The 24,828-nt window shown below is 37.6% G+C and carries 28 protein-coding genes and 1 pseudogene; 11 read left to right on the plus strand and 18 right to left on the minus strand.

Annotation, left to right across the window (positions count from 1 at the left end):
• Window positions 1-2: 2 nt before the first annotated feature.
• Both QGT46_RS10300 and QGT46_RS10305 read right to left on the minus strand, forming a co-directional pair.
• Window positions 3-1,400 carry a glycoside hydrolase family 1 protein gene (locus tag QGT46_RS10300; protein WP_270433423.1) on the minus strand — a complete coding sequence of 466 codons (1,398 nt, stop codon included), beginning with the start codon at window positions 1,398-1,400 and terminating at the stop codon, window positions 3-5.
• A 379-nt stretch (window positions 1,401-1,779) separates the two neighbouring features.
• Complete coding sequence (locus QGT46_RS10305; protein WP_270433425.1) at window positions 1,780-1,944, minus strand: hypothetical protein; 165 nt, start codon at window positions 1,942-1,944, stop codon at window positions 1,780-1,782.
• Between the two features lie 545 nt (window positions 1,945-2,489).
• On the opposite strand from QGT46_RS10305, the gene QGT46_RS10310 reads away from it, so the two are divergent.
• Genes QGT46_RS10310 through QGT46_RS10330 form a run of 5 tightly spaced genes read left to right on the plus strand, consistent with a single transcriptional unit; the run spans window position 2,490 to window position 5,185 of the window.
• On the plus strand, window positions 2,490-3,629 hold the full coding sequence (locus QGT46_RS10310) for a tyrosine-type recombinase/integrase (RefSeq protein ID WP_270433431.1): 1,140 nt from the start codon (window positions 2,490-2,492) through the stop codon (window positions 3,627-3,629).
• Window positions 3,626-4,018, plus strand: a complete 393-nt coding sequence (locus QGT46_RS10315) for a hypothetical protein (RefSeq protein WP_270433433.1) — start codon at window positions 3,626-3,628, stop codon at window positions 4,016-4,018. The genes QGT46_RS10310 and QGT46_RS10315 overlap by 4 nt, the downstream gene beginning before the upstream one ends.
• Window positions 4,019-4,474, plus strand: coding sequence for a hypothetical protein (locus QGT46_RS10320; protein ID WP_270433435.1), 456 nt, complete (start codon window positions 4,019-4,021; stop codon window positions 4,472-4,474).
• Window positions 4,475-4,501: 27 nt separating this feature from the next.
• Window positions 4,502-4,672 carry a hypothetical protein gene (locus tag QGT46_RS10325; RefSeq protein ID WP_270433437.1) on the plus strand — a complete coding sequence of 57 codons (171 nt, stop codon included), beginning with the start codon at window positions 4,502-4,504 and terminating at the stop codon, window positions 4,670-4,672.
• 18 nt (window positions 4,673-4,690) lie between these two features.
• On the plus strand, window positions 4,691-5,185 hold the full coding sequence (locus QGT46_RS10330; RefSeq protein WP_270433439.1) for an Arm DNA-binding domain-containing protein: 495 nt from the start codon (window positions 4,691-4,693) through the stop codon (window positions 5,183-5,185).
• Between the two features lie 646 nt (window positions 5,186-5,831).
• Here QGT46_RS10330 and QGT46_RS10335 read toward each other — a convergent pair.
• The 3 genes from QGT46_RS10335 to QGT46_RS10345 form a co-directional block, all read right to left on the minus strand.
• The gene (locus QGT46_RS10335) at window positions 5,832-6,077 is read right to left on the minus strand and encodes a DUF6718 family protein (protein ID WP_024727458.1); all 246 of its coding nucleotides are present in this window, start codon (window positions 6,075-6,077) and stop codon (window positions 5,832-5,834) included.
• Window positions 6,067-6,663 carry a hypothetical protein gene (locus QGT46_RS10340; RefSeq protein ID WP_024727457.1) on the minus strand — a complete coding sequence of 199 codons (597 nt, stop codon included), beginning with the start codon at window positions 6,661-6,663 and terminating at the stop codon, window positions 6,067-6,069. Before QGT46_RS10340 ends, QGT46_RS10335 begins: the two co-directional genes overlap by 11 nt.
• An 84-nt stretch (window positions 6,664-6,747) precedes the next feature.
• On the minus strand, window positions 6,748-7,002 hold the full coding sequence (locus QGT46_RS10345; protein ID WP_034549329.1) for a hypothetical protein: 255 nt from the start codon (window positions 7,000-7,002) through the stop codon (window positions 6,748-6,750).
• Window positions 7,003-7,091: 89 nt separating this feature from the next.
• Here QGT46_RS10345 and QGT46_RS10350 point away from each other — a divergent pair, with 89 nt between their 5' ends.
• From QGT46_RS10350 to QGT46_RS10360, 3 genes are all read left to right on the plus strand, one after another.
• Window positions 7,092-7,313 (plus strand): hypothetical protein, encoded by a 222-nt coding sequence (locus tag QGT46_RS10350; protein ID WP_270433449.1) that lies wholly within the window; start codon window positions 7,092-7,094, stop codon window positions 7,311-7,313.
• A 416-nt stretch (window positions 7,314-7,729) separates the two neighbouring features.
• The gene (locus QGT46_RS10355; RefSeq protein WP_055159092.1) at window positions 7,730-8,062 is read left to right on the plus strand and encodes a transposase; all 333 of its coding nucleotides are present in this window, start codon (window positions 7,730-7,732) and stop codon (window positions 8,060-8,062) included.
• Window positions 8,059-8,967 carry an IS3 family transposase gene (locus tag QGT46_RS10360; protein WP_301590717.1) on the plus strand — a complete coding sequence of 303 codons (909 nt, stop codon included), beginning with the start codon at window positions 8,059-8,061 and terminating at the stop codon, window positions 8,965-8,967. Before QGT46_RS10355 ends, QGT46_RS10360 begins: the two co-directional genes overlap by 4 nt.
• Window positions 8,968-9,068: 101 nt before the next feature.
• Here QGT46_RS10360 and QGT46_RS10365 read toward each other — a convergent pair whose 3' ends face one another.
• From QGT46_RS10365 to QGT46_RS10380, 5 genes are all read right to left on the minus strand, one after another.
• Window positions 9,069-11,324, minus strand: a complete 2,256-nt coding sequence (locus QGT46_RS10365; protein ID WP_148459896.1) for a phage/plasmid primase, P4 family — start codon at window positions 11,322-11,324, stop codon at window positions 9,069-9,071.
• Window positions 11,317-11,757, minus strand: coding sequence for a DUF4406 domain-containing protein (locus tag QGT46_RS10370; RefSeq protein WP_148459895.1), 441 nt, complete (start codon window positions 11,755-11,757; stop codon window positions 11,317-11,319). Before QGT46_RS10370 ends, QGT46_RS10365 begins: the two co-directional genes overlap by 8 nt.
• A gap of 5 nt (window positions 11,758-11,762) precedes the next feature.
• On the minus strand, window positions 11,763-12,236 hold the full coding sequence (locus QGT46_RS10375) for a phage antirepressor KilAC domain-containing protein (protein ID WP_330655808.1): 474 nt from the start codon (window positions 12,234-12,236) through the stop codon (window positions 11,763-11,765).
• Window positions 12,199-12,486, minus strand: coding sequence for a Bro-N domain-containing protein (locus QGT46_RS16975; protein ID WP_330655809.1), 288 nt, complete (start codon window positions 12,484-12,486; stop codon window positions 12,199-12,201). Before QGT46_RS16975 ends, QGT46_RS10375 begins: the two co-directional genes overlap by 38 nt.
• A gap of 65 nt (window positions 12,487-12,551) precedes the next feature.
• Window positions 12,552-13,079 carry a hypothetical protein gene (locus QGT46_RS10380; protein WP_148459894.1) on the minus strand — a complete coding sequence of 176 codons (528 nt, stop codon included), beginning with the start codon at window positions 13,077-13,079 and terminating at the stop codon, window positions 12,552-12,554.
• A 389-nt stretch (window positions 13,080-13,468) separates the two neighbouring features.
• Here QGT46_RS10380 and QGT46_RS10385 point away from each other — a divergent pair, with 389 nt between their 5' ends.
• A complete protein-coding gene (locus QGT46_RS10385; protein ID WP_148459893.1) occupies window positions 13,469-14,221 on the plus strand; it encodes a helix-turn-helix domain-containing protein in 753 nt (250 codons plus the stop codon).
• 315 nt (window positions 14,222-14,536) lie between these two features.
• Entirely contained in the window at window positions 14,537-15,682 is a 1,146-nt protein-coding gene (locus tag QGT46_RS10390; protein ID WP_148459892.1) for a CGNR zinc finger domain-containing protein, read from the plus strand.
• 49 nt (window positions 15,683-15,731) lie between these two features.
• Here QGT46_RS10390 and QGT46_RS10395 read toward each other — a convergent pair whose 3' ends face one another.
• The 8 genes from QGT46_RS10395 to QGT46_RS10430 all read right to left on the minus strand — a co-directional run bounded on the left by QGT46_RS10395 (window position 15,732) and on the right by QGT46_RS10430 (window position 23,762).
• On the minus strand, window positions 15,732-17,126 hold the full coding sequence (locus QGT46_RS10395; RefSeq protein ID WP_148459891.1) for an LlaJI family restriction endonuclease: 1,395 nt from the start codon (window positions 17,124-17,126) through the stop codon (window positions 15,732-15,734).
• A gap of 13 nt (window positions 17,127-17,139) precedes the next feature.
• Window positions 17,140-19,281 carry an McrB family protein gene (locus QGT46_RS10400; protein ID WP_301590718.1) on the minus strand — a complete coding sequence of 714 codons (2,142 nt, stop codon included), beginning with the start codon at window positions 19,279-19,281 and terminating at the stop codon, window positions 17,140-17,142.
• 2 nt (window positions 19,282-19,283) lie between these two features.
• Window positions 19,284-20,411, minus strand: a complete 1,128-nt coding sequence (locus QGT46_RS10405; protein WP_148459890.1) for a DNA cytosine methyltransferase — start codon at window positions 20,409-20,411, stop codon at window positions 19,284-19,286.
• A gap of 4 nt (window positions 20,412-20,415) precedes the next feature.
• Window positions 20,416-21,528 (minus strand): DNA cytosine methyltransferase, encoded by a 1,113-nt coding sequence (locus tag QGT46_RS10410; RefSeq protein ID WP_148459889.1) that lies wholly within the window; start codon window positions 21,526-21,528, stop codon window positions 20,416-20,418.
• Entirely contained in the window at window positions 21,528-21,746 is a 219-nt protein-coding gene (locus QGT46_RS10415) for a helix-turn-helix domain-containing protein (RefSeq protein ID WP_148459888.1), read from the minus strand. The genes QGT46_RS10410 and QGT46_RS10415 overlap by 1 nt, the downstream gene beginning before the upstream one ends.
• A gap of 474 nt (window positions 21,747-22,220) precedes the next feature.
• Window positions 22,221-22,829, minus strand: coding sequence for a DUF6037 family protein (locus tag QGT46_RS10420; protein WP_301590719.1), 609 nt, complete (start codon window positions 22,827-22,829; stop codon window positions 22,221-22,223).
• Between the two features lie 14 nt (window positions 22,830-22,843).
• Window positions 22,844-23,263: a recombinase family protein gene (locus tag QGT46_RS10425; RefSeq protein ID WP_301590720.1), complete on the minus strand. Its 420-nt coding sequence runs from the start codon at window positions 23,261-23,263 to the stop codon at window positions 22,844-22,846.
• A 121-nt stretch (window positions 23,264-23,384) separates the two neighbouring features.
• Complete coding sequence (locus tag QGT46_RS10430) at window positions 23,385-23,762, minus strand: recombinase family protein (RefSeq protein ID WP_301590721.1); 378 nt, start codon at window positions 23,760-23,762, stop codon at window positions 23,385-23,387.
• Between the two features lie 165 nt (window positions 23,763-23,927).
• Here QGT46_RS10430 and QGT46_RS17305 point away from each other — a divergent pair.
• A pseudogene (locus QGT46_RS17305) lies at window positions 23,928-24,828 on the plus strand (transposase); the annotation flags it as partial.

Consider the following 24,828-nt stretch of genomic DNA (forward strand, 5'->3'; position numbering starts at 1 on the left):
AATTATCCTTCGACAAAAAAACCATGTTGATCTGTTATTTTCTTTAACCACTCTCCTGATTTTTTCACTGTACGTTTCTGTGTTTCTAAATCAAGAGCAATGAATCCATAACGGTTTTTGTATGCATTATTCCAAGACCAGCAATCAATTCCGGTCCATGCATGGTATCCAAAGCAATTGCTTCCTTCTTCCATCGCTTTTGCAAGTAATTCTAAATGCTCTTCATAAAATTCGATTCGGTAATCATCTTCAATTTTTCCTTCGGCATTGATGTATTGTTCTTCTCCTTCTACACCCATCCCGTTTTCAGAAATAAACCATGGAATATTCCCATAATTTTCTTGTACATTTTTGGCAATATCATAGATTGCTTTCGGATAAATTTCCCATCCACGATACGGATTTACACGTTTTCCAGGCATATCGTATTCTTCATAATACTGTTCTGGAGTCCATACATCACAATCTAACGGTGTTTCTCTGATCATGACACGTTTTGGATGATAATAATTTACACCAAGGAAGTCTACGGTATTTTCTTTTATAATCTGTAATTCTTCTTCCGTCTGTTCCCACAAAACATCATTTTCTTTTAATATTTGAATAACTTCTTCCGGGAATACTCCATTAACTGCAGGATCCAGAAAACTGCGGTTATAAAATGCATCAACAATCCTGGATGCTTCCAAATCTTCTTTAGAATTTGATCTTGGATATGTCGGTGTAAGATTCAAAATACTTCCGATTTTTCCTTTACATATTTTATGGAAAATCTCGATAGTTTTTGCTGATGCAAGATTCAGATTATAAATCACCTGCATTGCTTCTTTTCCTTTGTTTACATATTTCGGATAGTGGAATCCACATAAGTACCCTGCTTCAGGAATTACCATAGGTTCATTGAATGTTGTCCAATATTTCACTTGATCCCCAAACAGACGGAATGCTGTCTCTGCAAATTTGACAAACAAATCAACCACATGTTTACTTACCCATCCTCCATATTTTTGGAATAATTCAATTGGCATATCAAAATGGTGTAAATTCAGTACGAGAATTATATCATTCTTTTTGCATTCTTCAATCATATCTCTATAAAATTCTACTGCTTTTTCATCCGCTTCCCCCGTTTCGAAATCCTTAATCAATCTTGACCACTGAATGGATGTACGGAAAGAATTCATTCCAATTGATTTCATCATTTTAATATCTTCTTTATAATGATGATAAAAATCTGTCGCTGTGTTTGGACCTATTTCATTAAAAAATTCTTCTTTGCTTGTACGGTACCAGTGATCCATTACATTTTCATGTGCTTTTTCAAAGGTTCCTTCCATCTGAGGTCCACTCATTGCAGCTCCCCACCAAAAATTTTCCGGAAAACTAATTTTTCTGCTCATTGCCACATTCCTTTCTTTACTAATGATTCAACGTATCTTCTCTTGTATTATATAATTTTATTTTATAAATATCCACACTTTTATTTATAAAGTTATGTCTTTTTATTTTTATAGCATATTTTATTAACTTCCCAGACTTTTTTTTCGTATTTCATAGACGCAGTTTCTTATGAAAGAACAAAGCGGACAAGTCCGCTTCAACTCCCTAAATCCCTCAATCATGAGGGACTCGTTCCGCTTTGTGCGCCAAATGCGATTTGACGCAGTCAAATGATTTCCTTACGCATTTGTGTGCATACTTGCCCGCAGGGCTTTTTTATTCCATAGGGAGGTTCGAAGAACTTTCCTATGGAATAAAAAAGAGAGCTTTCGCTCCCTTTTACGGTAATAATACATCCAATACTTCTTTTGGATTGGCACCGAGTTGAACGAGCTGCACATAAATTTGACACCCTCTATCAAATAAGTACAGGCTCTTATATTTTTCTCGCTGCACGACTACTTCTTTTAAATATTTCATTCCTTCCTCGATTGTTTCAAACATGTTTTCCCTCTTCCTTATGGTTTTACGAATGCAAGTATCAAGATAACGCCGCCTATGGTACAAAGCGTTGATAAATCCCGCAAACCAGCTCTCATTCGCATGATAAGATAATAGAACAGCAAAGCGCACATACAAAGACGAAAGATGGATGAGAGTCTTTCATCGACCATCTTTTCGAATTTTTTATTATTTGTGTACTCTGTTATGTACCCCATGAGTTTTTTTTTCAAATGAGCTTCCTCCTTTTCTGCAGAAAATTGAATCGAAGTATTGATATGTCCACTCCGATTCATGTGTAAATTTATTCTATAAATAGTATGAGAAACAGAAAGAACCCAAAGATGTCCTATGCTAGCATTTGTTTTGTAACTGATTGTCAAACGAAAAATATTCGTCATCCTGGTGGCGAAATACGACAAAATTTCTATGTCAGCTCATGTTTTATGAGTGCATCATTATTTTCTTAAAGCCTATTAGGTATTATCGCTGAAGCGCTACTGCATCCGTTGTTTCTGTATCATACTGTACAAGTGAGGAGAAGAATATTGAAGAGAGCAAATGGACAGGGAAGTATATCTACTCTAAAAGGAAAAAGGCGTAAAAAGAAATGGGCACGGGTCGTAACTGGATATCAATATGATGAAAAAAAAGATACCGTTATTCAAATCAGAAAAAGCCTGGGTGTTTACAAAACAGAATCAGAAGCACAAAGAGCTATAGACAATTATCAAAGAAATCCCTATGAATTCCTAAATAAAGATATGGTACTCAATGAGGTATTTTTAAAACTGCACAAAATCATTTATGAGACAAATCCTGATTATGCAGATGATTTAAAATATCATTGGAGATATTGCGATCAGATTAAGAATGAAAAAATAACGAGCTTACAAACCGTGCATTTAATGAGATTTTTAAACAGCACTCCGTTCTATATAGATGACAACGGAAATAAAAAGTACGCTTCCCCAAATACAATTATGCGAATCAAATCACTCCTAAATCAGATGTACGATTTGGTGACTGCTGAAAGCATCCTCCCTGTCAATCTTGCGAGAAACTTTAAAATAAGCAAAAAGGTCAAAAGAGAATATAAACAGCAGCATAAGCGTCATGTTCCTTTTTCAAAAGAAGAAAGGGAAATCATAAAATCAAGGCTTGATTACCCTTTCGTAGACTTCATCTACATCAGCATTTTCATGGAATGGCGGCCGGGAGAGCTGGTTGAAATTTTAACTGAGAACACGTTCCTTGAGGAGGGGTATGTCATTGGAGGAAAAAAGACCGAGAACGGGTATATGAGAACCGTTCCAATCCATCCGTCTATTAAAAATATCATAAGATCATATTACGACCTCGCAAAAGAACTGAACAGCCCATATTTGTTTAATGATCCTTACATTTCAAGGCACAGTACAACAGCGAAACATTTAAGCTACTCTAACTACAGATATCGGTTTAGCAAAGCCATGGCGCATTTAGGATTAGACTCCCATACTCCGCATGATTCGAGAACCACCTTTGCCACAATAGCAAAGACATCCGGTATAGATGCTTTTGCAATAAAAAAGATCATGGGACATTCTACCAAAAACGATGTCACTGAGGACTGTTACATTGATCCTGATTTTCAATGGTACGTAGAACAAATGGGAAAATTTAATTACGATGGAGAGAAAGAATGATGATAAGGAGAAAGAACGGAGACGGCACTATCCGTGAAATCAGGAAGAATGGAAAGATATGTTATCAAGCGTTATCTCCTTTGAATAACCAGCACCGCCTCTCTTTAGGAGTTTATCCATCGAAACGTGCTGCTAATGATGCGATTGAGGGTTTTAAAAGAAATCCAGCAGCCTTTTCCTTCATGACGTTTGAGCAGCTTTATGAAGCCTGGGCAGACGAGGTGGACATGTTGAGAAATGATCCTTATGTCTACTCTTACTGCTCTTCACTGCATCAGAAAAGAGTTGTCTGCATATCAAAAAAGGACATAGTACGATGTATCAATTCAGCCCATAAGGTCGATGCTGCCGGAAAGAAGGTACATGCGTCTTCCAATACGAAACAATAGATGAAATCTTTTTTTAACAGGATCTTTGATCACGCAGTCCTTAAAGGAATCATAAAGGAGAATATCGCAAGAGATATTCCGTTTAATTTCTCCGAGAAGCAGAGCGGTCGTATACAGAGATTTTCTAAGGACGAGATAAAAACCCTTTGGGAACAAGTTGGCAATCCATATACTTCATACATTGCAATTCCCGTATTAATGTGTCTGTATCATGGAATATCCGGCAGCCAGATTGTGCGGGTCAAGAAAACGGATCTACATTTTGATAGAACCATTTCCGTTCCGATTGATACATGCGGGGAATATATACACCCGATTCCAGTTCATCCAAAACTATATGCAATCGTTACGGAGCCTTCTTTGAACTCCAAGTCTGATTCTCTGTTTCCGGATGAGTTTGGAAATGAGATGACCTACGACGTTTTCCGAGGGAGATATCAAAAAGTTCTAAACTAACTTTCCTGCCCTCACGCTATCGGAGATATGAAAAACACATTTCTTGCCGCCGCTGAGAAAAGCAAGATAGACCCGTATATTTTAAAGCATTTCTTAGAGGTCCACGACCGAAGAAGACAGCCGTTAGTTTATGACGAAAGCATAAAGGAAAAGATGAAAAACGCGATACTTTACATAGGAGAAACTTATGATAAATAGAAGAAAGAAAGGAACTGGATGCATCCGGTTTATCGGAAAAAACAGAAAAAACCATGGCAGGTAGTTATCTCTAAGAAAAAGCATGATGGATCCAGAATCCGGATTCATCTTGGCTGTTTTGAAAAGAAGGAACAGGCCAAAAAGTATTTAGACGATTACCTTCGCGATCAAAAGCCCAGAGTCATTTCTCTGAAAGAATTGTTCCGTTTATTTAAAAAACACTTTAAGCATCATTTTCCAGAGAAAAGCTATCGGATATATGAGTCCGGGTATGAATTTAGCAGACAATACTGGGGCAAGGATGTTTCTTCTATGACCTTGTGTGATATGAAAAATATACTGCTTAACGGCACCCGCACAGGGGAAAAAGGGAACCTGATCTATATCAGCAGCGCAGCAAGAGAAAAAGTAAAATCATGCTTTAACAACCTTTTTGATTTTGCTTATGATCACTTTTACATAGCAAAGAACATGATCAGAGACATTTCATTGAAAGCGCTGATCCAATCTTAACTTACTCCTCTTCATTACAATGTAAGGAAACTTACAGTTTTTTTGATGCAATAAAAAATATATGGAACACCGCAAGAAACGTGGTGTTCCTTTTTTTATTGCATTTTAGGCTTCTTTAGACCTCCCTTAACTGCTTTCCTTATTTAGGGATACACAAAAATCATATTTCGTTCAATCAGGGATACAAAAAGAAAGCAGAATTTACCTTAAGGGATACAGAAGGCTCATTATTTACTCTTCGGGATACATATTCCAAAAAACCATTTGTATCCCTATATTTCAGCGAAAAAATCTGGCAGAAGGACACGCTTCTGTTTTATGGTAACCAATTTGTAACCAACGTATATATTTTTACTGATTCTTATATGCTATTTCCATATATTTACGCAAAAAGAAATGGCCTAAAACCCACGGTTTTAAGCCATTTCTTGATACTTTTTGAATCTTTTATTTAGAACTTACCTTCTTTGGCGCTCTCCTCAATCGAAGCTTACAATCCGCATAAACAGGGGGGGTTGCGTCGTTTTTGTAACCTATATGTCACCTATACATTCCTATTGAAAGCAAATGATAGCAATGGAGAACATTTCTTATTAAGATGCTATTAACGAACTCTAACTCGTACATCTTCATCAATCACTGTCTCTTACGCAGAACGATTCATATTACTAACCATATCGATAAATTCTTTCATATCCGCTACATATTGATAAGGTTCATATTCCGAATAAATATCTGGACTATCAAGGATGACAATCTGAACTCCATCTGCCCGCAAAGCCTCTAAAGTGCCTGGTAAACAACGTGCTTCATTCACGGTTTTACACTTATATGCTAAGCATCCCTGCCTATCAAAGATCTTCGCAACAATATAAATATTTTTATCTCCCATTTATCTCTCCTTCCCAATAATTTAGACGTTCCAAAAAATCTTTTTCACTACTAATTATTTTATCATCATATTCCTTATAAAGTATTTTCCCTATTTCAGCATTTTTATATTTATAAACGTATCTATGGCTCCAAATGTTAAATAAATAATCTTTTCCACACCACAACTGAATTTCTATTGGATATGCCAGATTATCTCTTTGGTAATACAAGTGAATGGCACGATAACCATCGTCAATCTTTTTCCCTTTTCTCAAATCTACAACTCTAAAATAATCCGGATAGTCTTCAGGATATTGTTCGAATCTAAGTCTGAATCCAAGAATGTCATTAAAACACTGTTTGAATCCGCCGCCGGTTCTAATCGTTTTTTCATATTTTCGAATGATAGAATCATCACTTTTAAATCTCGAACCGATTAAATTCTCCTGTACCAATACATCAATATAGCTGGCACGATATCTCTCTATATCTTCTAATATTCGCTGTAATGGGGTATTCCGAAGTGAAATTTGTTTTAAACTTCTTCCCAACGTTGATTTATAAGATAATATGTCTAAGGTCTCTTTTGGAATAAATAAGTCCATCCTGTTCACCACCTTTATTCAAATAGTTTATGCGCTATTATATCATAAAGCACAAAAAAAAGAAAAGCGTGCTGCTTCTCTTTTTTAAACGCAGTCATCTCCTCTATAGACATAACCGGTATACTGCCAAAATAAAAATGGAGAAATATAATAGTCATATTGACTGCTTCCTTCCTTCACAAAAGCACTGCCAAATGGCAGTTCTCCTTGCTGCAGCCCCAATCGAACAAACAAAACATCTTTGTGCATGACCTTTGCTGCTAAGGAAACAGGCACATTGCCATGCTCGAAATCCGGTATTTCTACAAAAATCTTTCCATTGTTTAACTTCTGATCCATAACGCCTCATCCTTTCTATTCTCATAAATAGTATGAATAAGAATTATTTTTTGTTATACTACGATCAGAGTATTAAAAAAGGAGATAACATGGAAAAAGACTATTTTAAAGATCGCACCAAGGAATCGACATCCTATCAAGCGATTCATCCCAGAGGTCAAAAGATCAAGGGCGTGGATGTCGCAACGGGAGAAAACCTAGTTGGTCGGGTTGTGTATCTCACAGAAAACGGAAATCGCATCATCACAACAAATGGCAACTTAACCGTTTCTGAGTGGTATAGAATTCATCAAAATAAAAATGTTAGATAGTCTAATAATGACTATCTAACAAAAAATTATGTAGGTAATTTCAGTGTTAAAACTTAGCTAAAATCAAAAATTTTATTTCCAATCATCTTCATATTCTGACAAACGAATATCCCCAATCTTTATTTCAGACCCCATAGTTTGTCTTTTATTACCTTCTATTGACTGGTGAAAGATAACATTTTTGTACTCCTCCCCACTTTCAAAACATAAATTTATAACATCATTCTTTTATTTAATCAGCAAGAATGATCAGATCGTTCCCTCTAAAAAGGCATTAGAGCCGAATGGGACCCTCTTTTCTTTCCACTGCCGGATGATTTATTTTGGCAATCTCATTTTGGTGTGGTATAAAAAAAGTTGACAGTTTATTCTCAAGGATTTCATAATAAAACCAAGAGAATAAGGAGGTATTCAAAGTGGCACGTAAATATGACCATGAATACAAAGTACAGGCAGTAAAACTTGCCAAAGAAATCGGAGGCGCCAAAGCGGCTAAAGAACTGGGAATCCCTGAAGGAACCATCCATACATGGCTGAAAGCCGTAAGAGCTGGCAAGTTGGATATTGGGGAAGGTTCCCATACCCCTGCCAGCGCAATGAGCCTGTCAGAAGAGATTACCATGCTGCGTAAGAGGGTTAAGGAGCAGGATAAAGAAATCCGTCGCCTAAAGGAAGAAAACGAATTTTTGGAGGAGGCCAGCGCTTTTTTCGCCGCCAGCCGTCGGAAGTCAGTAAAAACCAGAGAATGATCTTTTTGGCTTTGAAAACAGAGGACGGCAGGATTACCGGGAAAATTTCATTTTATTGCCGAATGCTTGGTATCAGCCGGCAAGGCTTCTATAAATATCTTGAAACCAAAGATCATCCCTGGAAGTACCAAGACCTGGCGGATGCCATGAAAGAAATCGCCAGCGAGGATGAATGTAACGATACTTACGGACGGATTCGGATGTATCAGGCACTGTGCCTGAAGCGGCCGGAGGGAGTGTCGATTCCCAGTGAGCGGACCGTATACCGGGTCATGGACCAAATTGGCCTGAGCCATCGCCCCAAGCGAAGACCGAACGGGATCACAAAGGCAGACCGGGAGGCTATGAAATCAGATGATCTGCTGAAACGGGATTTCCATTCAGATGCCCCATTAGAAAAATGTATTACAGATATCACGGAAATCCCGGCATCCAATGGGAAACTGTATGTATCTGTGATTTTCGACTGCTTTGATCTTAGCGTCCTTGGTCTGGCAATGGAAACAAACATGAAAGCAGATCTGTGTGTCCATACACTGGAAAACGCCCTGACTGCTTATCCTGCACTGGAAGGCGCTATCATCCACAGTGACCGTGGAACACAGTACACCAGTGAGGTCTACCGTCAGGCCATTCGGAAGTATCACATCCATCAAAGCATGAACAGTGCCGGAGGACGCTGCCATGATAATGCCCGTTGCGAGAGCATGTGGGCCAGAATGAAGACAGAACTTCTCTACAACCGCTATGAAACAAAGCAGATGACTGTAGAGGAATTAAAGGTACTCATTTGGAGATACTTCCTCAGCTACTGGAATAACCGGAGGATATGCTCTGCCAATGGCGGGCTTCCACCTATGATAAAACGCAGGCAGTATTATGAGGATTTGGAACTGGCCGCATAGTCAGTGATATGCTTGAGAAAAATGTGTCAACTAATATTGACAATATCACCCTATAGAAAAGGATAGTAAATAGCCGTCATTAAGTGTCACACCTACTGACATTAGTCTTCTTCCATAAAGTCTGACTTCAGTCTTAAGCCTTTAATGTATCTGCCTTTGCTATTACGAAATCTTCCATACCCGGCAACTTCCAAGGCTGTATAGAAATCAGTTGTACTTCTTGCATATTCACCCATCTGGTTACAGAAGATACGGTACTCGTTGTAAACGTCACCGGATTTTTCGGAGTAGGTTTCATCCACCTCACATCGTTCTGTTATGAAGTTTGAAAGCCAGTCATTGTTTTCCTTGTAATGCTCAATGGCATCACGCACCTTCTGTGGAGGTTCGATTTTGTAATTATCTGCAATCACTTTTCTTGCACCTTCGATAACCCAGGAAAGAATCGCACCACCTGCATTCTCATAAAGGTAGTCAGCATAGTTCTTGATATCTGCACTGCCTTCAATCTTTGCATCAAATGGGATAACAATGAGTCTTCGCCATGTACCTTTATCAATTGCCCCGACCTTTGGAAGGTGATTTGTATAAAGCACGAGTGTGTGGGTTGGAGTGTAGGAAAAAGGATCTTTGTACTTCTTCTCGGCATAGATTTCATCAGTAGAACAAAGCTGTTTTACATTGGCTGTGTTTAATCTCATGCCTTCTTCAAGTTCTGCTGCGATTAGCATTCGTTTGCCCTTTGCCTCTGCGAGTTCAGGTTTTACATTTCTTCTGCATCCAACAGTCAACATATCAGCTGAAATATTGCCACTATATGTACCAAGCACTCTTGCGATAACATTCCAAAAAGTAGACTTACCATTGCGGCCTTCACCATATGCGATAATAAGTGCCTCTACATACACCTTTCCGATAGCTGACAGACCAACCATTCTCTGTACATAATCGATAAGATCTTTGTCACCAAGGAAAAAGGTATCAAGTGCTGATTCCCATATATCCTTTCCATCGTCTGATGGGTCAACCGTTGTCTGCTTTGTAATGAAATGCTCAGGCGAGTGAACAAGAGGACTCTTAAGTCCCTGTCTTAAATCAAAAGTCAGAGTAGGCGTATTAAGTAAGAATTCATCTGCATCAAGGTTTCTCTGCTCAACCTCAAGCATTGGACGAGCCTCCTTAAGTGTTGCAGCTATGTTCTTGGTATCTCTCCTCTTGACAGCATACTTCTTGTATGCGACAGCATCTTCATACAGTTCATAGGCATGAGCCTGCTGTTTGTTGAACATCTGCACTGCCTTCTTCGGACCCACGGATACAAGGATTTCCATACCGCCGTTCTTTACAAGTTCATCCATCGTCTTCTTGATTTCAGTTTCTGCTTCTTCAAGTTGCCTTTCAGTCAAATCCTGCGATACACCCTGTGACTTTGGTTTTGACTCTTCCCAGAAACCGCCGTTGTAAACCATGTAATCTGTTGATGGAGAATAACGAAGGATATCCTTATATTCCTTTGCAAGCACAGTAGCCTGTCCCACATCTGAGAAGTCTTCTGGTTTAAGTCTGCAGTCGGAATTGTACTGCTCAGGTGGAATGTATCCTTCCTGGTTTGATACCTTATTACCGAATTTCAAGGCGCTGCTCCATATCACCTTCAGCTCATTTTCAGGGAGTGGTGGGTTGCAAAGCTCTGCCTTCTTTAGAAAAAGGTTGTGGGCATCTTCTGTATTTCCGTATCTTTTGATGATCTTTCCAGCAATATGGCTCATGGTACTGTTACGGCTGCCTTCACTAATTTCTTCTGTTCTTGCATCGAAGTTGGCAAAATCATCCTCTTCAAGAAAATCTACGATTGATTTATCACCATCATAAATTTCAACATCGGTATCATCAGTTCCATAAAGGAATCTGGCACTATCAAGTGCATTGGTATCGAAGTAGGGTAAGGCTGATGCTATTCTCTTTTTAAGTTCTGCATATTCTTCTGCATCCTTGATTACTGGAATCGCAAAAAATACATGAAATCTAGGTCTTACGGATTTATCACCTTTGACCTTCATGTGGTGTCCACTATAAGATGCTGCAAACTGAACTCCCGGCATTGCCATTGCGAGGTCAAATGGTGTAATCCAATCATCGGGATTTTCCGAATGGTCATTGTCGCAGTCAAGAGGCACACAGTCGGAGTATTCATAATTATCATTACTTCTGTAATTACCTTTGTACTTTGCCGTTACATGATCAGTTTTGATTGCTGCAATAAATGTATCCCTGTCCGTGACTTTAATCTTATGTGGGTACAGACAGTTGCTACTATTACCAGTACAATCAGCTATATATAAAGTGAAATTAATCATATTCCTGAACCTCCTTCATATCCCATGTAAACCATCTGATTTTCATCCTTCTTTTCTTGGCCACATTGATTTCACGAAACATTCCTCGACTTATAACACCACCAAAGACCCATAACTCGCTACATTTGCCTAGCAATACATAATTGAAGTGCATAGCCTTCTCACGTTCCTGCTCGTTGCCATCATCCATAAACTGTGGATAAAGAAGATGCGGAGTAACCGGAATTGCATTGTTCTCTACAGCGAATCTGCTGTACTTCTTTGCATTTGCCACGTTGTTTTCAACATCACCTGCATATGGGCTGCATACATACACCAAAGGAAGATAGGCAGCCTTTTTATCAGCTGCCACTTCCTCACGGTGAATATTGGTAAGTGCCTCATATGTAGTAGGGTCGTAATAACTCTCGGAGTTAAACTTATCAATACTCATATCCGTTACACCTCCTGCTCGATAACGGGCAAGATGCCTTCATTCTTCAAAAGGTCATAAAGGAAAAGTCTGCCTTTTTGAGTCCAATAGGTATGCATTACACTTCTGTTATCATCAATTTGATGTGTTTTTGACTGAGTATATCCCTTGTCGGCATATTGCTGATAAAGAAGCCATGTCTTTCTAAACTTATACTGAATCCCAAGTTCATTAAGTAACGCATTGAACTTGCGACCACTCATGCCATAGTCCTTTGCAATCTGTGTAATCGGTACTGTATTCTTGTTCTGCAAAATCAAATCATAGTAGCTTGCCTTTGGTTGCATCTCAAAAATCTGCTGACGCTGAACTAAAGTCAGACATTCAAGTTTTTTTCTTCTTTCACGTTCTTCCTTAAGCTGAGCAAGTGCTGCAATCGCAAGATCGGGATTTTCCAAAATCTCATCGATGGCATACATCACGTTTAAATTTTTTAGCATTCGGCATTTTGCTTGAAAGGATAAGACTATAAAGTCCTGATTCATTAATGAGAATTCCCATTGTTCCATTCACGGTGAACGATTCGTTCACCGTTTTATCTTCCTCATCGACATGGTCACGTAGTGCTTTTTGTGGATTACTGTAACCTAAAATTTCTGCGACATCTTTTCCAACAAAATACGGCTCATCATTGATGACAGTTGTTCTTACAGAACCAAGTTCTGCGTTCTTGTGAATTTGTAATTCCATTAAAATTACCTCCTTAATATTTCTTGGAGGAATAACCCTCCTAGCTAGTAGCCTTGAGCGAAGGGTTAAAAGGACGTTTTGGAAAAAATTTTTTGTAATTTCTTAATTGCACGTCTGTATCTGTGACTGACATTGTTAGCATCTTCACCGATTGATGCTGCATACTCACCAACAGATAAACCGTCAAGAACGATGGCAATAACCATTTCTGCTGCTGAAGGTTTAAGGACTTCACGAATCCAGCCACAGTAATGTTCATACTGATATTCGTGGTCTAACTTGGTTTCCACCTCATCGATGCTCTTTGTAAATACAGATGGGGCAATTGCTCTTGCCATAATGGCTTCCTCTGTGTTCACTTCAACAGTTCCTTCTTTACCTTTACATTTAGCAACACCTGTATGGCGGTCATGCTTATGCCAGCTGTTGTAGTCGGGACGGTTGTATCTGACTTCGATTTCTTCCTGGATTCTCTTTTCGTAATCCTCTTCACTTTCATCTTCTGAGATAGAAATGTTTAACCACTTTTCAATCTCCTTTGTTTCAACCTCAAGGGTCTGGTATACATCCTCATAACGCATCTGGATTTTCATAATGTTCCTGCCTTTCTGCCTGGTTCTCAGCAGCCGGGCAATGGGAACAAATAAAGGCCGGTGCTTGTAGAAGTACCGACCCGGATAGCCTGAAAATGGGCATAAGGAAATAAGGGTACTTCCATCGCACCTTCCACAGGGGTTGTCCTGTGGTTAGTGTCGATATCTGTATCCCAATGCCCTTATAGCTAATCAGGCCTTGTGATATTTTTATTTGAGTGTCTGCCACTCAGGTAGATACACAATGATTTATGTATCCAACTCAATGTCAAACGGGGTTTGTTTCTAAGAATGGGTCTTTACCATCCCTTGTAAAACAATTCTAAATCTTTTATAATGAATACAGTTATATGCTTAAATAATGCATTTTTCATAAAGGAGTCGATTTAATGAATATAGTTATATTTATAAACAGGTTAAGAGAGTGCCGTCTCCGTAAATTCAGTAGTCAGCAAGCTTTTGCAGATGCATATATGGAGAAGTACGGTATGATTCGCACAGGAAAGAAAACAACCGATCATAATATGTTCGGAACTATCCAATCCTGGGAACAAGGCAAATCCACACCAACCGCTGATGTCCTTGCTAACATCTGTGAACTATTGGATTGTGATGCAGATTACCTTCTTGGCAGAATCAATCAGCGTACTCACGATATTACGAATGCTCATCGATATACCGGATTATCTCCTGAGGCATTAGAGCAACTTCATGAATATCGAGAGATTCTTGCCAGCGAGCCAAATTGGGAAGAGATTGTTAATCTCGAAGAAAACTGGACAACACATAAGTACTACAAGGCTTTCGGTCTTTATCTTATTGATGAGCTTCTTACAGGTAGTGCAAATCACAAACTCTCTGCCGGAGTATTGGATAACCTATTCAAAATGATTTATGAAGAAGGAGTGGGTGTGAATAAAGATGACTACAAAGATGAAGACGAAACCGAATACCCATCAACAGAACAAGAACGTGAATTATGGGCAGCACAATGCCGAGAACGAATTGACATTGCAGTTTTTCATCTGACATCAAATATTCGAGATATTCTTTATGAAAACACCGTCAACGAGAAACTTCCGTTAGCACTTAAAGTGGACAAATCCAACGGCACATATAGATACAGCATTTATAAGGACTAATCCTCTAGCAGATTGAATGACTTCAGTCTGCTTTTTCTTTGCTTCCTTCTATATAACAATTACTCACGCTCTTACTTCATTTCATATTTGAGTTGTCCCTTAACTCTGTAATTAGTATAGTTAAATGCAAAAAGTAATTGAAGATATCCAATATTCACATAACTTTTACAAATAAGTAATGCGAAAATAGTTGTAATATTAGTGACTATTGGTTATAATTGTTAAAACACATATAAATAGCCATTACTTTTTTTAGGTAAAAAAATAAAGCCATGACTTTTGCCATGACTTTTGAAAGTTAGAAAGGAGCCCAAAATGCCCCAAATCAAAGAAAATTTTTTTGAAAATATTTTATTTAAGTTCGAAACCTGTAGCTGCGACTGTGTAGAAGATATAGAACACGTTGCTCCTGGCGAAGAACCTATCAGCAAATTCAAACTACAAGCTATGCCTGAACATCCACTTGTTTTTGGCTACGCTGCAAAAAATGGTCTTGTTCGTATTGCACCTAACGGCACAATTTCGGAACGAAATATCCTAGGAACACTCATTTCTCTCACTAACAAACCCAAGAAAGAACTCATAACTTTTTTGGAAGAAAACGGGTCCTTGTTTCCTATCTCTGATGAGAAATACGAAACCTTTCCTGAAGATAAAATATATGGAATTATTAATAGACTTAGAATGACTGTCGAACTAATGACTGCAACTAGTGAGATCAGAAAGAATTATCAAAAAATCTGTGATTTGACTATTCAACTTCTATTGTCGGATGAGGTCTCTATCGGTACATCTAGTATGGAAACTGCATATTCCAGTTGTCACCATAGGTATGTTGATTTAATTAAGAATCCGCCATCTCAAATATCAGAAGAGCATGAACAGGATAATTTTGATGGAGAAACTTACTACATCAAGGATTCTATATATGGTACATACAAGTTGGATATTTCTGACTATTATGAAATAATAGGCGGATATTGCACAATACCAGGATTCACACCTTGGTTTTATCAAAATCTGACTACTGCTTTTTTAAATCTTGAGACGAATGATATCTTAAAAAAGATAAACGATTTCCTCTTCCATTATCTTCATGATATGGTGAGAAAGAATAATACTGATTTCTCCGATGAGATGAAAACTGCTCTCTTAGAAATTGCCAAGTTTGTAATCGGAGAAGAAATAAATGCCAACCTTAATGGAATCCATCCTGTTTACAATTCAGAAACAATGACTCCATCATGGAAGGTAGACTCTCTTCTCTGTGCAGCATACTTTTCCATTTTTTACCTAAAGCCTGACCTCGAATTATATCGCCCTTGCGATAATCCAAGGTGCGGCAGATACTTTTTGGTTAAGACTACATCTACACGTAATAGATTCTGTAGCCAAGAATGCTGCAACAGAGTCACACAAGACCGCTACCGTAAAAGAAAAAGAGAAAAAGAAGGAATATAAAAAGAGAACCTCTGCTTGCGTATTCATGCAAACAGAGGTTTTATAATATTTACTTAGTTTTTATTTTATCAGTATTATAATCTGCTGAATCTTCAGCAACCATTGAAATCACGGGTTCTATTTCTGAGTAAGTAACTGGTTTTGCTACAGGTGTTTCTCCGGTTGAAGTAATTGCTTTCTTCCCGAGAACTGTCTCTATGCATTCTGCAAGAGCAACCTTTTCCTTCATCGGCTTACCAGAATAATGATACATCAAATACCTTGTATCCATTACAATACCCTGGATACGTTCATAATACTTCTTGTTATATCTCCAATCGCCAACTGCCTCACCGATATTTCCAACAACGGATGTCAGCTTAAAATGATTCTTGGCCATGTTGTATGGCATGATAAATGCATTGAATAGCGAATTTGGATCAACACCTTTATACTTCTCTAGATACTCACCATATGTAATCTGCTTATTTATTGATGAGCCATTCGGCAGATGATCAGGAATACCTGTCCAACCATATTTATAGCACTTAGCATCAAGAATATAATATTTGCCATTGTAAATCATGATGGTATCCGGCATAAGAGGACGTTTCTCTTTATACTTACCGTAGTCAAGCAACCATCTTGAACGAGGAAAATATTTATCCTTATCCTTCTCACCGAATGCTCTATCAACCAGTTTCTCCCACACATGGTCAAAATCATCCGTACCAAAATAGAACTGCTTATCCGAAGTTTGCTCGTCCATATACTCAAGCATATCCTTCATTCCTCTGAACAATGACTTCTTCTTATCATCGTTAGTGATAGCAAGCTTATTCTGTACAATTCGTATTGATGATTTTATATCTGGGTGTGGTCCTGGTTCTTCCGTCATATAAGGAACATACAACCAGCCTAATCGTTTGAAAGCCTCATATACACAGAACCTATTAATCTGTGTGATTTCCTTTGTATCATTCGGTGTGGAAGATCGTACCTCAAATTGTGTAAAAACAAATGAACTTACACCGTTCCTGCTTTGAACCAAAGGCATCTGCTTTCTGGCGGTTCTTGCCCAGTCCTGCTTTCCTGTCGGAGCAGTAATGTATACCTGTTCCTTTTCAACATAATATGTGCCACCGATTGAAAAATAATACTCAATGACACTCTTATAGGCATTGATTGGGAAATCGACTGTCTGTGGTGCAGCAAATTTATTCACGGCCAAAAGTCTATCATCTTTTGTAGTAAATTCCGATAGCACTTGAATTAGATGCTTAATATCTGTTCTGATTTCAGCATCTGTTTCCGGCAGTTCATAACCGATTGGAAAATAGACCATCGCATTATCCGAGTCTGCTTTAATTCCTACAAAACGGTCTCCGTCTTCATTACTGTTAATATGGCAGTGATCTTTGATGTCATATTTCATTATTGAATTTAAAGCTGAGTCTATATCCATCTATCTCACCACCTTAATCTTCGCTATCTGCAAACGCATCCCTCACGTTATCCTTGAATACTTTGAATCTCTCAAGTCCCTTAGCATACATAAACGCACGAATGACCTGTTCAAGACTCTGATATTCAGAAGTTTCAAAAATAACTTCACGGTTAAATTTGAAAGCATCATCCCATAAGTATTTGATTACCTTTTCGGGGAATTTTCTATTTTGTCTTATTGCTTCACGAATTGTTGAAATCCGAGTCTTTTCGTCATTTGTTAATGCACTCTTGCTTTCCTTCTTGCGAAGAGCATCATAATCTTTTAAGTCACCCATAGCATCATTGTACTGAAGGTCACGAAGATGAACGAAGTATGCACCAAGTCTCTTATCTTCGGCAGATGTCATTCTTGCACTGTTTCCAACAACAATCTTGTTGATTTCAGTACAGAAATTGCTCCAAGTAACGGTTGTATCAAGAATCTCTGCATCAGCAAGTTTTGAATCCACATTAGCAAAGTCATTCTCAATAAGACGCATATCCCATCTTCTCTGGAAAGCTGTATCTAAAGTGAACACATTCTGATCTGAAGTATTCATTGTACCAATGATAGAAAGGTTTGACGGAATACGAACCTTTTCATTTTTCACATCTTTACCATACATCTCTTTCGCAATATTTGTATTAGTGATTCCGTACTCACTTGTACCGATTGGATATCCGTCATCATCAATGTCACGAATTTCAACCTTACGGTCAAGAAGCTGGAATACTTCTCCAAAAATAGCTGGAGCATTTCCGCGGTTAATTTCTTCGATGATAAGCACATATTCTTTTTCAGGATTATTATAAGCTTCTCTAAGAATATTTGTGAAAGGCCCCGGAGTAAATTTGTAACTTACCTGTCCGTCCTCTGCAACTGCAGGAAGAATCTGTCCGATGAAATCAGAGTAAGTATAATCCGGGTGGAAAACAAGTCTTTCTACCTGAGTTCCCGGTTTGCAATATTCATGTTCAATAGTCCAGCTCTTTCCAGAACCCGGAACACCATAAAGAAGAACATTACAACCAGTAGACAATCTAATAGATTCTAAATCAACTTCATCGACTTGCTTGTTATCTTCTTCATTTGAATTTGATTCAGTTGCATTCGACTTATTTCCAGCCACATAAATCCAATCAAAATCCCCATCATTCCTGAAAACCATATCACAATAAACATCAGATCCATTAGCTAAAACATAATGAGTTAAATTCTTGTATAATTTCTCTAGATCTATTGATTTACCTAATCCCTCTGGATCTATATCACCGGTGCTGTCCACAGATAAAACTTCATCATCAGAAATATCATCAACAGTATTTTCCTCGTCATCATCTGTGATATCTAACTCATCTTCAGTTGCGTTTCCTGCACTTTTAAGTGACAAAACAAAATGACCGGGATTTGTATCGTCTGAAGAAATATCAAATATTTCCTTCTTTTCAAAAATTCCCCAGTTTCGAGCGAAAGTTGGCATAAATATTTCAGCCTTACATGGCTTACTCGTAAGACCATACACTCCATCATATTTTGAACGAAATTCTAAAATTGATTTTTTTATATCTTCGTATTGAGAGTCGAACATGAACTCGGAATTCGAAGTAAAATACGCCACATCATGTTCTGTAATATAGTAGTCCAAATCTGGATCACTCATAAGTTGAAGCATAATCTTACCTGGATGAATATTTCGTCCTTTTCCTGTTTCGTGCCAAGCTGAAAAAACTCTCAAAAGCATTACTGTGTATTTACCATTTGAATGAAGTTGAACCCCTACATCATTAGTAATTGGTTTTCCAGCATCATCATACAATGCAATCAACTCACATCCTAAATCAGAAACAACGAAATTAGCAGGTCTATTATTATCAACATATCGAATAAGACCATATGTTGCCAAAGTTCCTGTTGTATGAGTATCTCTTGCAGGTATTTTTCCACCTGCCTCTGCTACTTTAGCCGTATATGAACTCTGTTTCCTTCCAGTAGCTTTAACTGCTTGATATACACTTTGAGCAGTATTATTATTAAGTGGCTCTGCTGCTTTAATCCCTTTTAAGTAACGTACCAAGGTTGATATATCTGTTGTATTTGTAGGTAACTGAATTTTATCTTTATTTCCAGCCATAGTTAACTCCTTTCATGAACCATAACGGGTTCAATTATTTTTTTAACCATCAGCGGCGGTACTCCCTCTCCGATTACAAATCGAATAAGCTGATTATTTGCCCAATCTGGGATGTTCCAATATGTAGGTAATGAAGAAACTACTAATAACTCATAAATAGTCAGTACCCTAGGATTTGTATACATCATATCCCCATTCTTATCCTTTTTCCATTCACGCCCAGGATGAACATTATTCTGAGATCCCATAATACCATTCCATTTAGTAATTGTTGCCGCCGGCTTGTTCCAAAATAATCTATGATATGTCGTATCATATCCTTTAACCCTATCACCATTCTTTTTCTTAGGATAATAAAACGGGTTATCAAAAGCTGTATTACCCGCCGGGGTATGAAGCATACACTCAACATTTCTCCATACGTGCTTTGGTGGTTTGTGCCATTTATGAAATGCCAACGCCTCTTTAGTATTTTCAGGAAGGATATCCCTATATTCTTTTTCTTGAATCTCTGGCCACAAATCAGGAATACCTTCAAAAGCCTTATCTAAGGTAACAATTTCTTTTTCAGGTTCTGGAAATTCCCAGATTAATTCAATGTCTTTTCTTACTAATAACGTAACACATCTTCTCCTCATTTGAGGAACGCCATAATACATAGTGTTAGTTATTTTTTCCTTATTGAAACGATATTGATTTCCCAATCTAATCTCCAGATATTGAGGAATCAGCATCTCCTTACCTTGATAATGAATCGGTGTATCTAACTGCTGTGGTACATTTTCCATGAATACATATTTCGGTTTTAACCTCTCAATTGCATCCACAGCATATTTAATCAAACTGTTTCTTTCATCGTAGGGACTATTATGCCCGGCTATACTCATACCTTGACAAGGTGGAGTAGCAATGATAAATTCCACATTCATTTTCTCGGATTTTGTTATTATATTTTCGAACACCTCTGTTTCGGTAATGTCTCCACACACCATGTCACAATTTGGATAAAGATGACTATAAAATCTAGCTCGGTCTGGCTCTAACTCATTAGCCACAACAACATCCAATCCTATCTCAGATAAATATGTTTCTGCGACACCAACATTGGCAAACAATGAAAGTGCATTCATACTGTCACTCCTTTATTTTCAATTCTTTTACAATTCGCCTTACAGCTTCAGGTGGAACTCCCTCTCCAATAACCGTCCTAATAAGTTGCGTTGAAGCCCAATCAGGGATATTCCAATCATCAGGCAAACTCATGATTCTAATCATTTCAAAAATTGTTAAAACTCGCGCATCAGAATATGTTCCGTCTGGAAGAAGTCTTCCTGGATGAACATTCTGAAATGAAGAAATCGTATGATTATAGCTAGTTATGGTCGGTGCTGCTTTATCCCAGTCCATTCTCATGTAAGTTCTAGGTGCTCCCCCTACCATAGTCCCATCCTTCTTTTTAGGAAAATATACTTCGTTCTGTCTCGCACTACAACCAGTTGGAGTATGCATCATTACCTCAACATTGCGCCAAACATGGTCTTTAGGAAAATGCCATTTTGAAACCGCTAGTCCTTGCTTTAGTTTTTCCTCATATTCCGGGAAAACATCTCTGTATTCTTTTTCTTTAACATATGGATCCAACGAAGGTAAATCACCAATTGCCTCTTCCAATGTAATAATGTGCTCATCTTTTGGCGGAAAATTCCAATGAACACCTGTATCTTTTCTTGACATCAGTATAATGGCTCTTTTTCGTTGCTGCGGTACGCCATAAAACTTTGTATCAATAACTTGTTTTTCAATATAGTATTCATCTCCAAACATAAGATCCAAATAATCAGGAATTAAGACTTTTTGTCCATTATAGGGAATATAAGTCTTAAGTTGCATAAATACGTTTTCCATTAAAACAAACTTCGGTTTTAAATCTCGTATTGCATTAGCAGCGTATGTAACCAGATAATTTCTAGGATCATCGGGGTCACTTTTGCCCGCAATACTCATACCTTGGCAGGGTGGAGTTGCAATAATAAATTCTACATTTTGTTCCTTTGAAGACGTTATAACCTGCTTGTATATTTCTTCTGTGGTAATGTCACCACAAATCATATTACATTCAGGATATAGATGTTCGTAGAATCTAGCACGTTCAGGAAGAAGTTCATTTGCAACTACAATATTAATATTCTCCTGGCTTAAATACGTTTCTGCAATTCCAACGTTCGCAAACATAGACAATCCGTTCATTATTGATTCACCTCTTTATTTGATTGATACTCAAGTATATCTTCTATATCGCATTCCAACACCGTACAAATACGATCCAAAATATCGATATCTATTTTTCGTACTTTTTCATTATATAAATCTCCGATGGTATTAGGACGTACACCTGTTAATTCCGATAATTTCTTACGAGTCATCTTTTTTCGTCCTAAAACTTCCGATAGTTTGATTCTAATCATAGCATCCTCCGAATAACGATTTTCGTTATTTATTATCATAGGCTGGTTAATTAATAACAAGCCTATGATACCATATTTTATTCGATTTTTCAAGATGACAGCGCATATTCTGAATTAATATCTATAAATACTAATGTATTTTTCATCCATAAAAAAGAGGTCATCATTCTTGTCTATCCGACCTACTTCAATATTCCTATCTACCCAACTATCAATTTTTCGATTTTTAGCAACCGTAAAAACGCAAAAATCCGAGGACCTGGATTTGCACCCAAATCCTCGGAAAAGCCCTATATTTCAAGCATTTTCACACTTTTACTTATGTACTTTAGTCAACAATACTACGCTCTCAACGTGAAATTAGTAGGCTATTTTCGAAATTATATTAAAAACTCAAAAAATCCTTTGTTTATCAATGTTTTCACTATTTTTCTTGTGTGTTTTCATTTGGGTTATTTATCAATTGAAAGTAGGCTATTTAGAAAAATTGCATAAAATGGTCGAATCATCATTTTCTTTCAATGGATCATCAGAGTAGCAAAAGCTGACGGTAGGTTCATTCACAAAATGATGAAATAAATCAGGTCTTAATAATTTTGTTTTATCTGAGTTAAACTCACTTCTTTTCCCACCATTAGGATTCCTTTTTATTTTATAGCAATAGATTTTATTAGGATCTTCTGAGTCACTTCTACCGAGCGAATATACCATTGCCCCTTTTTCTTCATTTGAAATATCATTAGGCATATTCTTTGGAATTGCCTTTCCAAAAGTCTCAGTGAATTGTTTTAATATATCACCTAAGTTCTCTTGATACTCAATCCCAAAATATTGTCTTAATGTTTTGGCGTCGATTAACAATTGATTACTGTTGGCCTCAGCTTCTAATCCATCATTTAAATTATTACGTTTCATAAAATGAATTTTTACTAATGCATACCGATTTACACGCTTTTCTTTACCAACAAATCTTTTTATGAGTACTATATAATCAACCGACTTATATCTAAAGAGAAAACTACATATTGTCCAATCCTTTTTAACCATATCGTTTTTTAAATCATTTAGATTACTTAGTAACATTAATTCAAAACGCCTCACTTCCTAGAACTATATTTCTTCTTACTTCTATGTGTTCCAGCTTCATCGGTCACCACATTACTGCGTCTTTGCTTTTCTTCCTGAACAGCATTGATTGTTTCTTTTGTAATGATAACTGGATGAGAATTGTTCATCTTAAATATTTTTCCTTCTTCTCCGCCAACATTAACCATAGCTGTACCAATATACTTTTCATTACTCAACATTTGCTCAATAGAACGTTTTGCCCAGCTATCTTTTCCTGTTGGTGATTTGATGTCTCTACTTTGCAGTTCTTTAACTATACCTAAAACACTTTTGCCACTAAGATATAAATCGAAGATAAGCTTTACATTTTCAGCCTCTGCTTCATTCACTACAAGCTCACCATTTTCATCTTTGTCAAAGCCATAGCATTTTCTACGATAAAAGCCCAAGCTTCCATCACTTGCTCTCTGCTCGGTGCCCCATTTAATATTTCCGCTGCGTGATTCATTTTCTGCCTGAGTAACGGCTTCAATAGTTGAAATCAGAATCGAGCTTCCAACTACTGATGTATCAAGTTCTTCCTGCGAAAAAAATCACACGCACATTTTCTTCTCGCAATGTATTTAATGCTTCAAGAACCTCGACCGTATCCCTACCAAATCGGCTAATATTCTTAACAACTACTATGTCTGTAAGTCCTGACTCGCATTCTTTTAACATTTTATGAAACGCAGGACGATTTGAACCTTTCTTTGATGAGGCCATATCTATATGCACATCAACAAGTTTCCAGTTATCATGTTTTGAAACCAACCCTACAAGACCGGAAATCTGTGCTTTTAGGCTTTCAAGCTGTTCCATGCTGTTTGAACTTACACGAGCATATATAACAACTAGCTTTTGTATCTCATTAGATAATGCAGGAATTTTTCTTATCTTGCGTTCCATAATCTCACCTTCTTTATCAATTCGGTAGTGTCAAGTTTTACTACCTGTCTTATTGTTTTAACCTTGATTTTATGGGAGTTTGCAATAAAAAGAGCAATGACCTCCCTTTTTGAAGTATAATGTAGTCACCACAACCAAACATAATACGAAAGGAGTTCATTGCTCATGGACATTATACTTTATTTACTTCAACTTATTCAATACCAACATAAACAACTTTGCTGGCTTATTCACTTTATCTGTAGATACATCCCACTTAAGCAGTGGGCTTTCGATGATTCCCATTCTCCGAAATATCAAAAATTTAAAATTGATCAGCTCCCCAAATTCATTTCCTATAAACAGGAATGGAACTGGAAGGATCTCATCTCTTACTATCAACGGCGTTACCATAAATCCATTAAGCCTGTGTTCAGACGCGTGGAATGTGATATTCCCAAATCCTGTCACTGTCCTGTTTGCAGTGCGCCGGTTGACTATCTCACGTGGAACGATGGGAAACGAAAATCCCAAGTGCTGTGCAAGGTCTGCCAGACACATTTTTCTCCAACCAAAGATAACCGTTTTTCCAAAACTACCGTGTTAAAGTGTCCTCACTGCAACCGCAATCTTGAACACAAGAAAGACCGTAAACACTTTATTATTCATAAATGCGTAAATCCTAAGTGTCCTTACTATCTGCACAACCTGAAAAAAGTTGATAAAAAGCATCTGAATGAGGATTACGGTAAAAATAAATATAAGCTTCACTACATCTACCGTGAATTCACGATAGATTTCTTTCGGATGGATTTAAACTCTCTCCCAAAGAATGCCTCTTCTCTCAAATTCACCAAGTTTGATTCCCACACCATGTCTCTATGTCTGACTATGCATGTGAATCTTGGACTTTCTCTCAGGAAAACTAAGCAGGCGCTCCATGACCTTTACGGTATCACTATCTCTCATCAGAGCATTTCCAACTACTGTAAATCCGCAGCTCTTTGCATCAAACCCTTTGTCGATCATTACGATTATGGCACCGAATCCGTCTTCACGGCTGATGAAACCTATATCAAAATCCGTG

The organism is Anaerostipes faecis, from assembly GCF_910574135.1.
GTDB lineage: Bacteria > Bacillota > Clostridia > Lachnospirales > Lachnospiraceae > Anaerostipes > Anaerostipes hominis.

Bases quoted from the DNA above. Each gene is read 5' to 3' on its own strand.
- QGT46_RS10380 (WP_148459894.1), bottom strand. From the start codon at position 13,079: ATGAAAATCCAGATGCGTTATGAGGATGTATACCAGACCCTTGAGGTT.
- QGT46_RS10375 (WP_330655808.1), bottom strand. From the start codon at position 12,236: ATGCTAAAAAATTTAAACGTGATGTATGCCATCGATGAGATTTTGGAA.
- QGT46_RS10385 (WP_148459893.1), top strand. From the start codon at position 13,469: ATGAATATAGTTATATTTATAAACAGGTTAAGAGAGTGCCGTCTCCGT.
- QGT46_RS10350 (WP_270433449.1), top strand. From the start codon at position 7,092: ATGGAAAAAGACTATTTTAAAGATCGCACCAAGGAATCGACATCCTAT.
- QGT46_RS10365 (WP_148459896.1), bottom strand. From the start codon at position 11,324: ATGATTAATTTCACTTTATATATAGCTGATTGTACTGGTAATAGTAGC.
- QGT46_RS10320 (WP_270433435.1), top strand. From the start codon at position 4,019: ATGAAATCTTTTTTTAACAGGATCTTTGATCACGCAGTCCTTAAAGGA.
- QGT46_RS10415 (WP_148459888.1), bottom strand. From the start codon at position 21,746: ATGATTAGAATCAAACTATCGGAAGTTTTAGGACGAAAAAAGATGACT.
- QGT46_RS10390 (WP_148459892.1), top strand. From the start codon at position 14,537: ATGCCCCAAATCAAAGAAAATTTTTTTGAAAATATTTTATTTAAGTTC.
- QGT46_RS10340 (WP_024727457.1), bottom strand. From the start codon at position 6,663: ATGGACTTATTTATTCCAAAAGAGACCTTAGACATATTATCTTATAAA.
- QGT46_RS10395 (WP_148459891.1), bottom strand. From the start codon at position 17,126: ATGGATATAGACTCAGCTTTAAATTCAATAATGAAATATGACATCAAA.
- QGT46_RS10305 (WP_270433425.1), bottom strand. From the start codon at position 1,944: ATGTTTGAAACAATCGAGGAAGGAATGAAATATTTAAAAGAAGTAGTC.
- QGT46_RS10325 (WP_270433437.1), top strand. From the start codon at position 4,502: ATGAAAAACACATTTCTTGCCGCCGCTGAGAAAAGCAAGATAGACCCG.
- QGT46_RS10345 (WP_034549329.1), bottom strand. From the start codon at position 7,002: ATGGATCAGAAGTTAAACAATGGAAAGATTTTTGTAGAAATACCGGAT.
- QGT46_RS16975 (WP_330655809.1), bottom strand. From the start codon at position 12,486: ATGGAATTACAAATTCACAAGAACGCAGAACTTGGTTCTGTAAGAACA.
- QGT46_RS10405 (WP_148459890.1), bottom strand. From the start codon at position 20,411: ATGAATGCACTTTCATTGTTTGCCAATGTTGGTGTCGCAGAAACATAT.
- QGT46_RS10300 (WP_270433423.1), bottom strand. From the start codon at position 1,400: ATGAGCAGAAAAATTAGTTTTCCGGAAAATTTTTGGTGGGGAGCTGCA.
- QGT46_RS10360 (WP_301590717.1), top strand. From the start codon at position 8,059: ATGATCTTTTTGGCTTTGAAAACAGAGGACGGCAGGATTACCGGGAAA.
- QGT46_RS10315 (WP_270433433.1), top strand. From the start codon at position 3,626: ATGATGATAAGGAGAAAGAACGGAGACGGCACTATCCGTGAAATCAGG.
- QGT46_RS10335 (WP_024727458.1), bottom strand. From the start codon at position 6,077: ATGGGAGATAAAAATATTTATATTGTTGCGAAGATCTTTGATAGGCAG.
- QGT46_RS10410 (WP_148459889.1), bottom strand. From the start codon at position 21,528: ATGAACGGATTGTCTATGTTTGCGAACGTTGGAATTGCAGAAACGTAT.
- QGT46_RS10400 (WP_301590718.1), bottom strand. From the start codon at position 19,281: ATGGCTGGAAATAAAGATAAAATTCAGTTACCTACAAATACAACAGAT.
- QGT46_RS10420 (WP_301590719.1), bottom strand. From the start codon at position 22,829: ATGTTACTAAGTAATCTAAATGATTTAAAAAACGATATGGTTAAAAAG.
- QGT46_RS10330 (WP_270433439.1), top strand. From the start codon at position 4,691: ATGCATCCGGTTTATCGGAAAAAACAGAAAAAACCATGGCAGGTAGTT.
- QGT46_RS10430 (WP_301590721.1), bottom strand. From the start codon at position 23,762: ATGGAACGCAAGATAAGAAAAATTCCTGCATTATCTAATGAGATACAA.
- QGT46_RS10370 (WP_148459895.1), bottom strand. From the start codon at position 11,757: ATGAGTATTGATAAGTTTAACTCCGAGAGTTATTACGACCCTACTACA.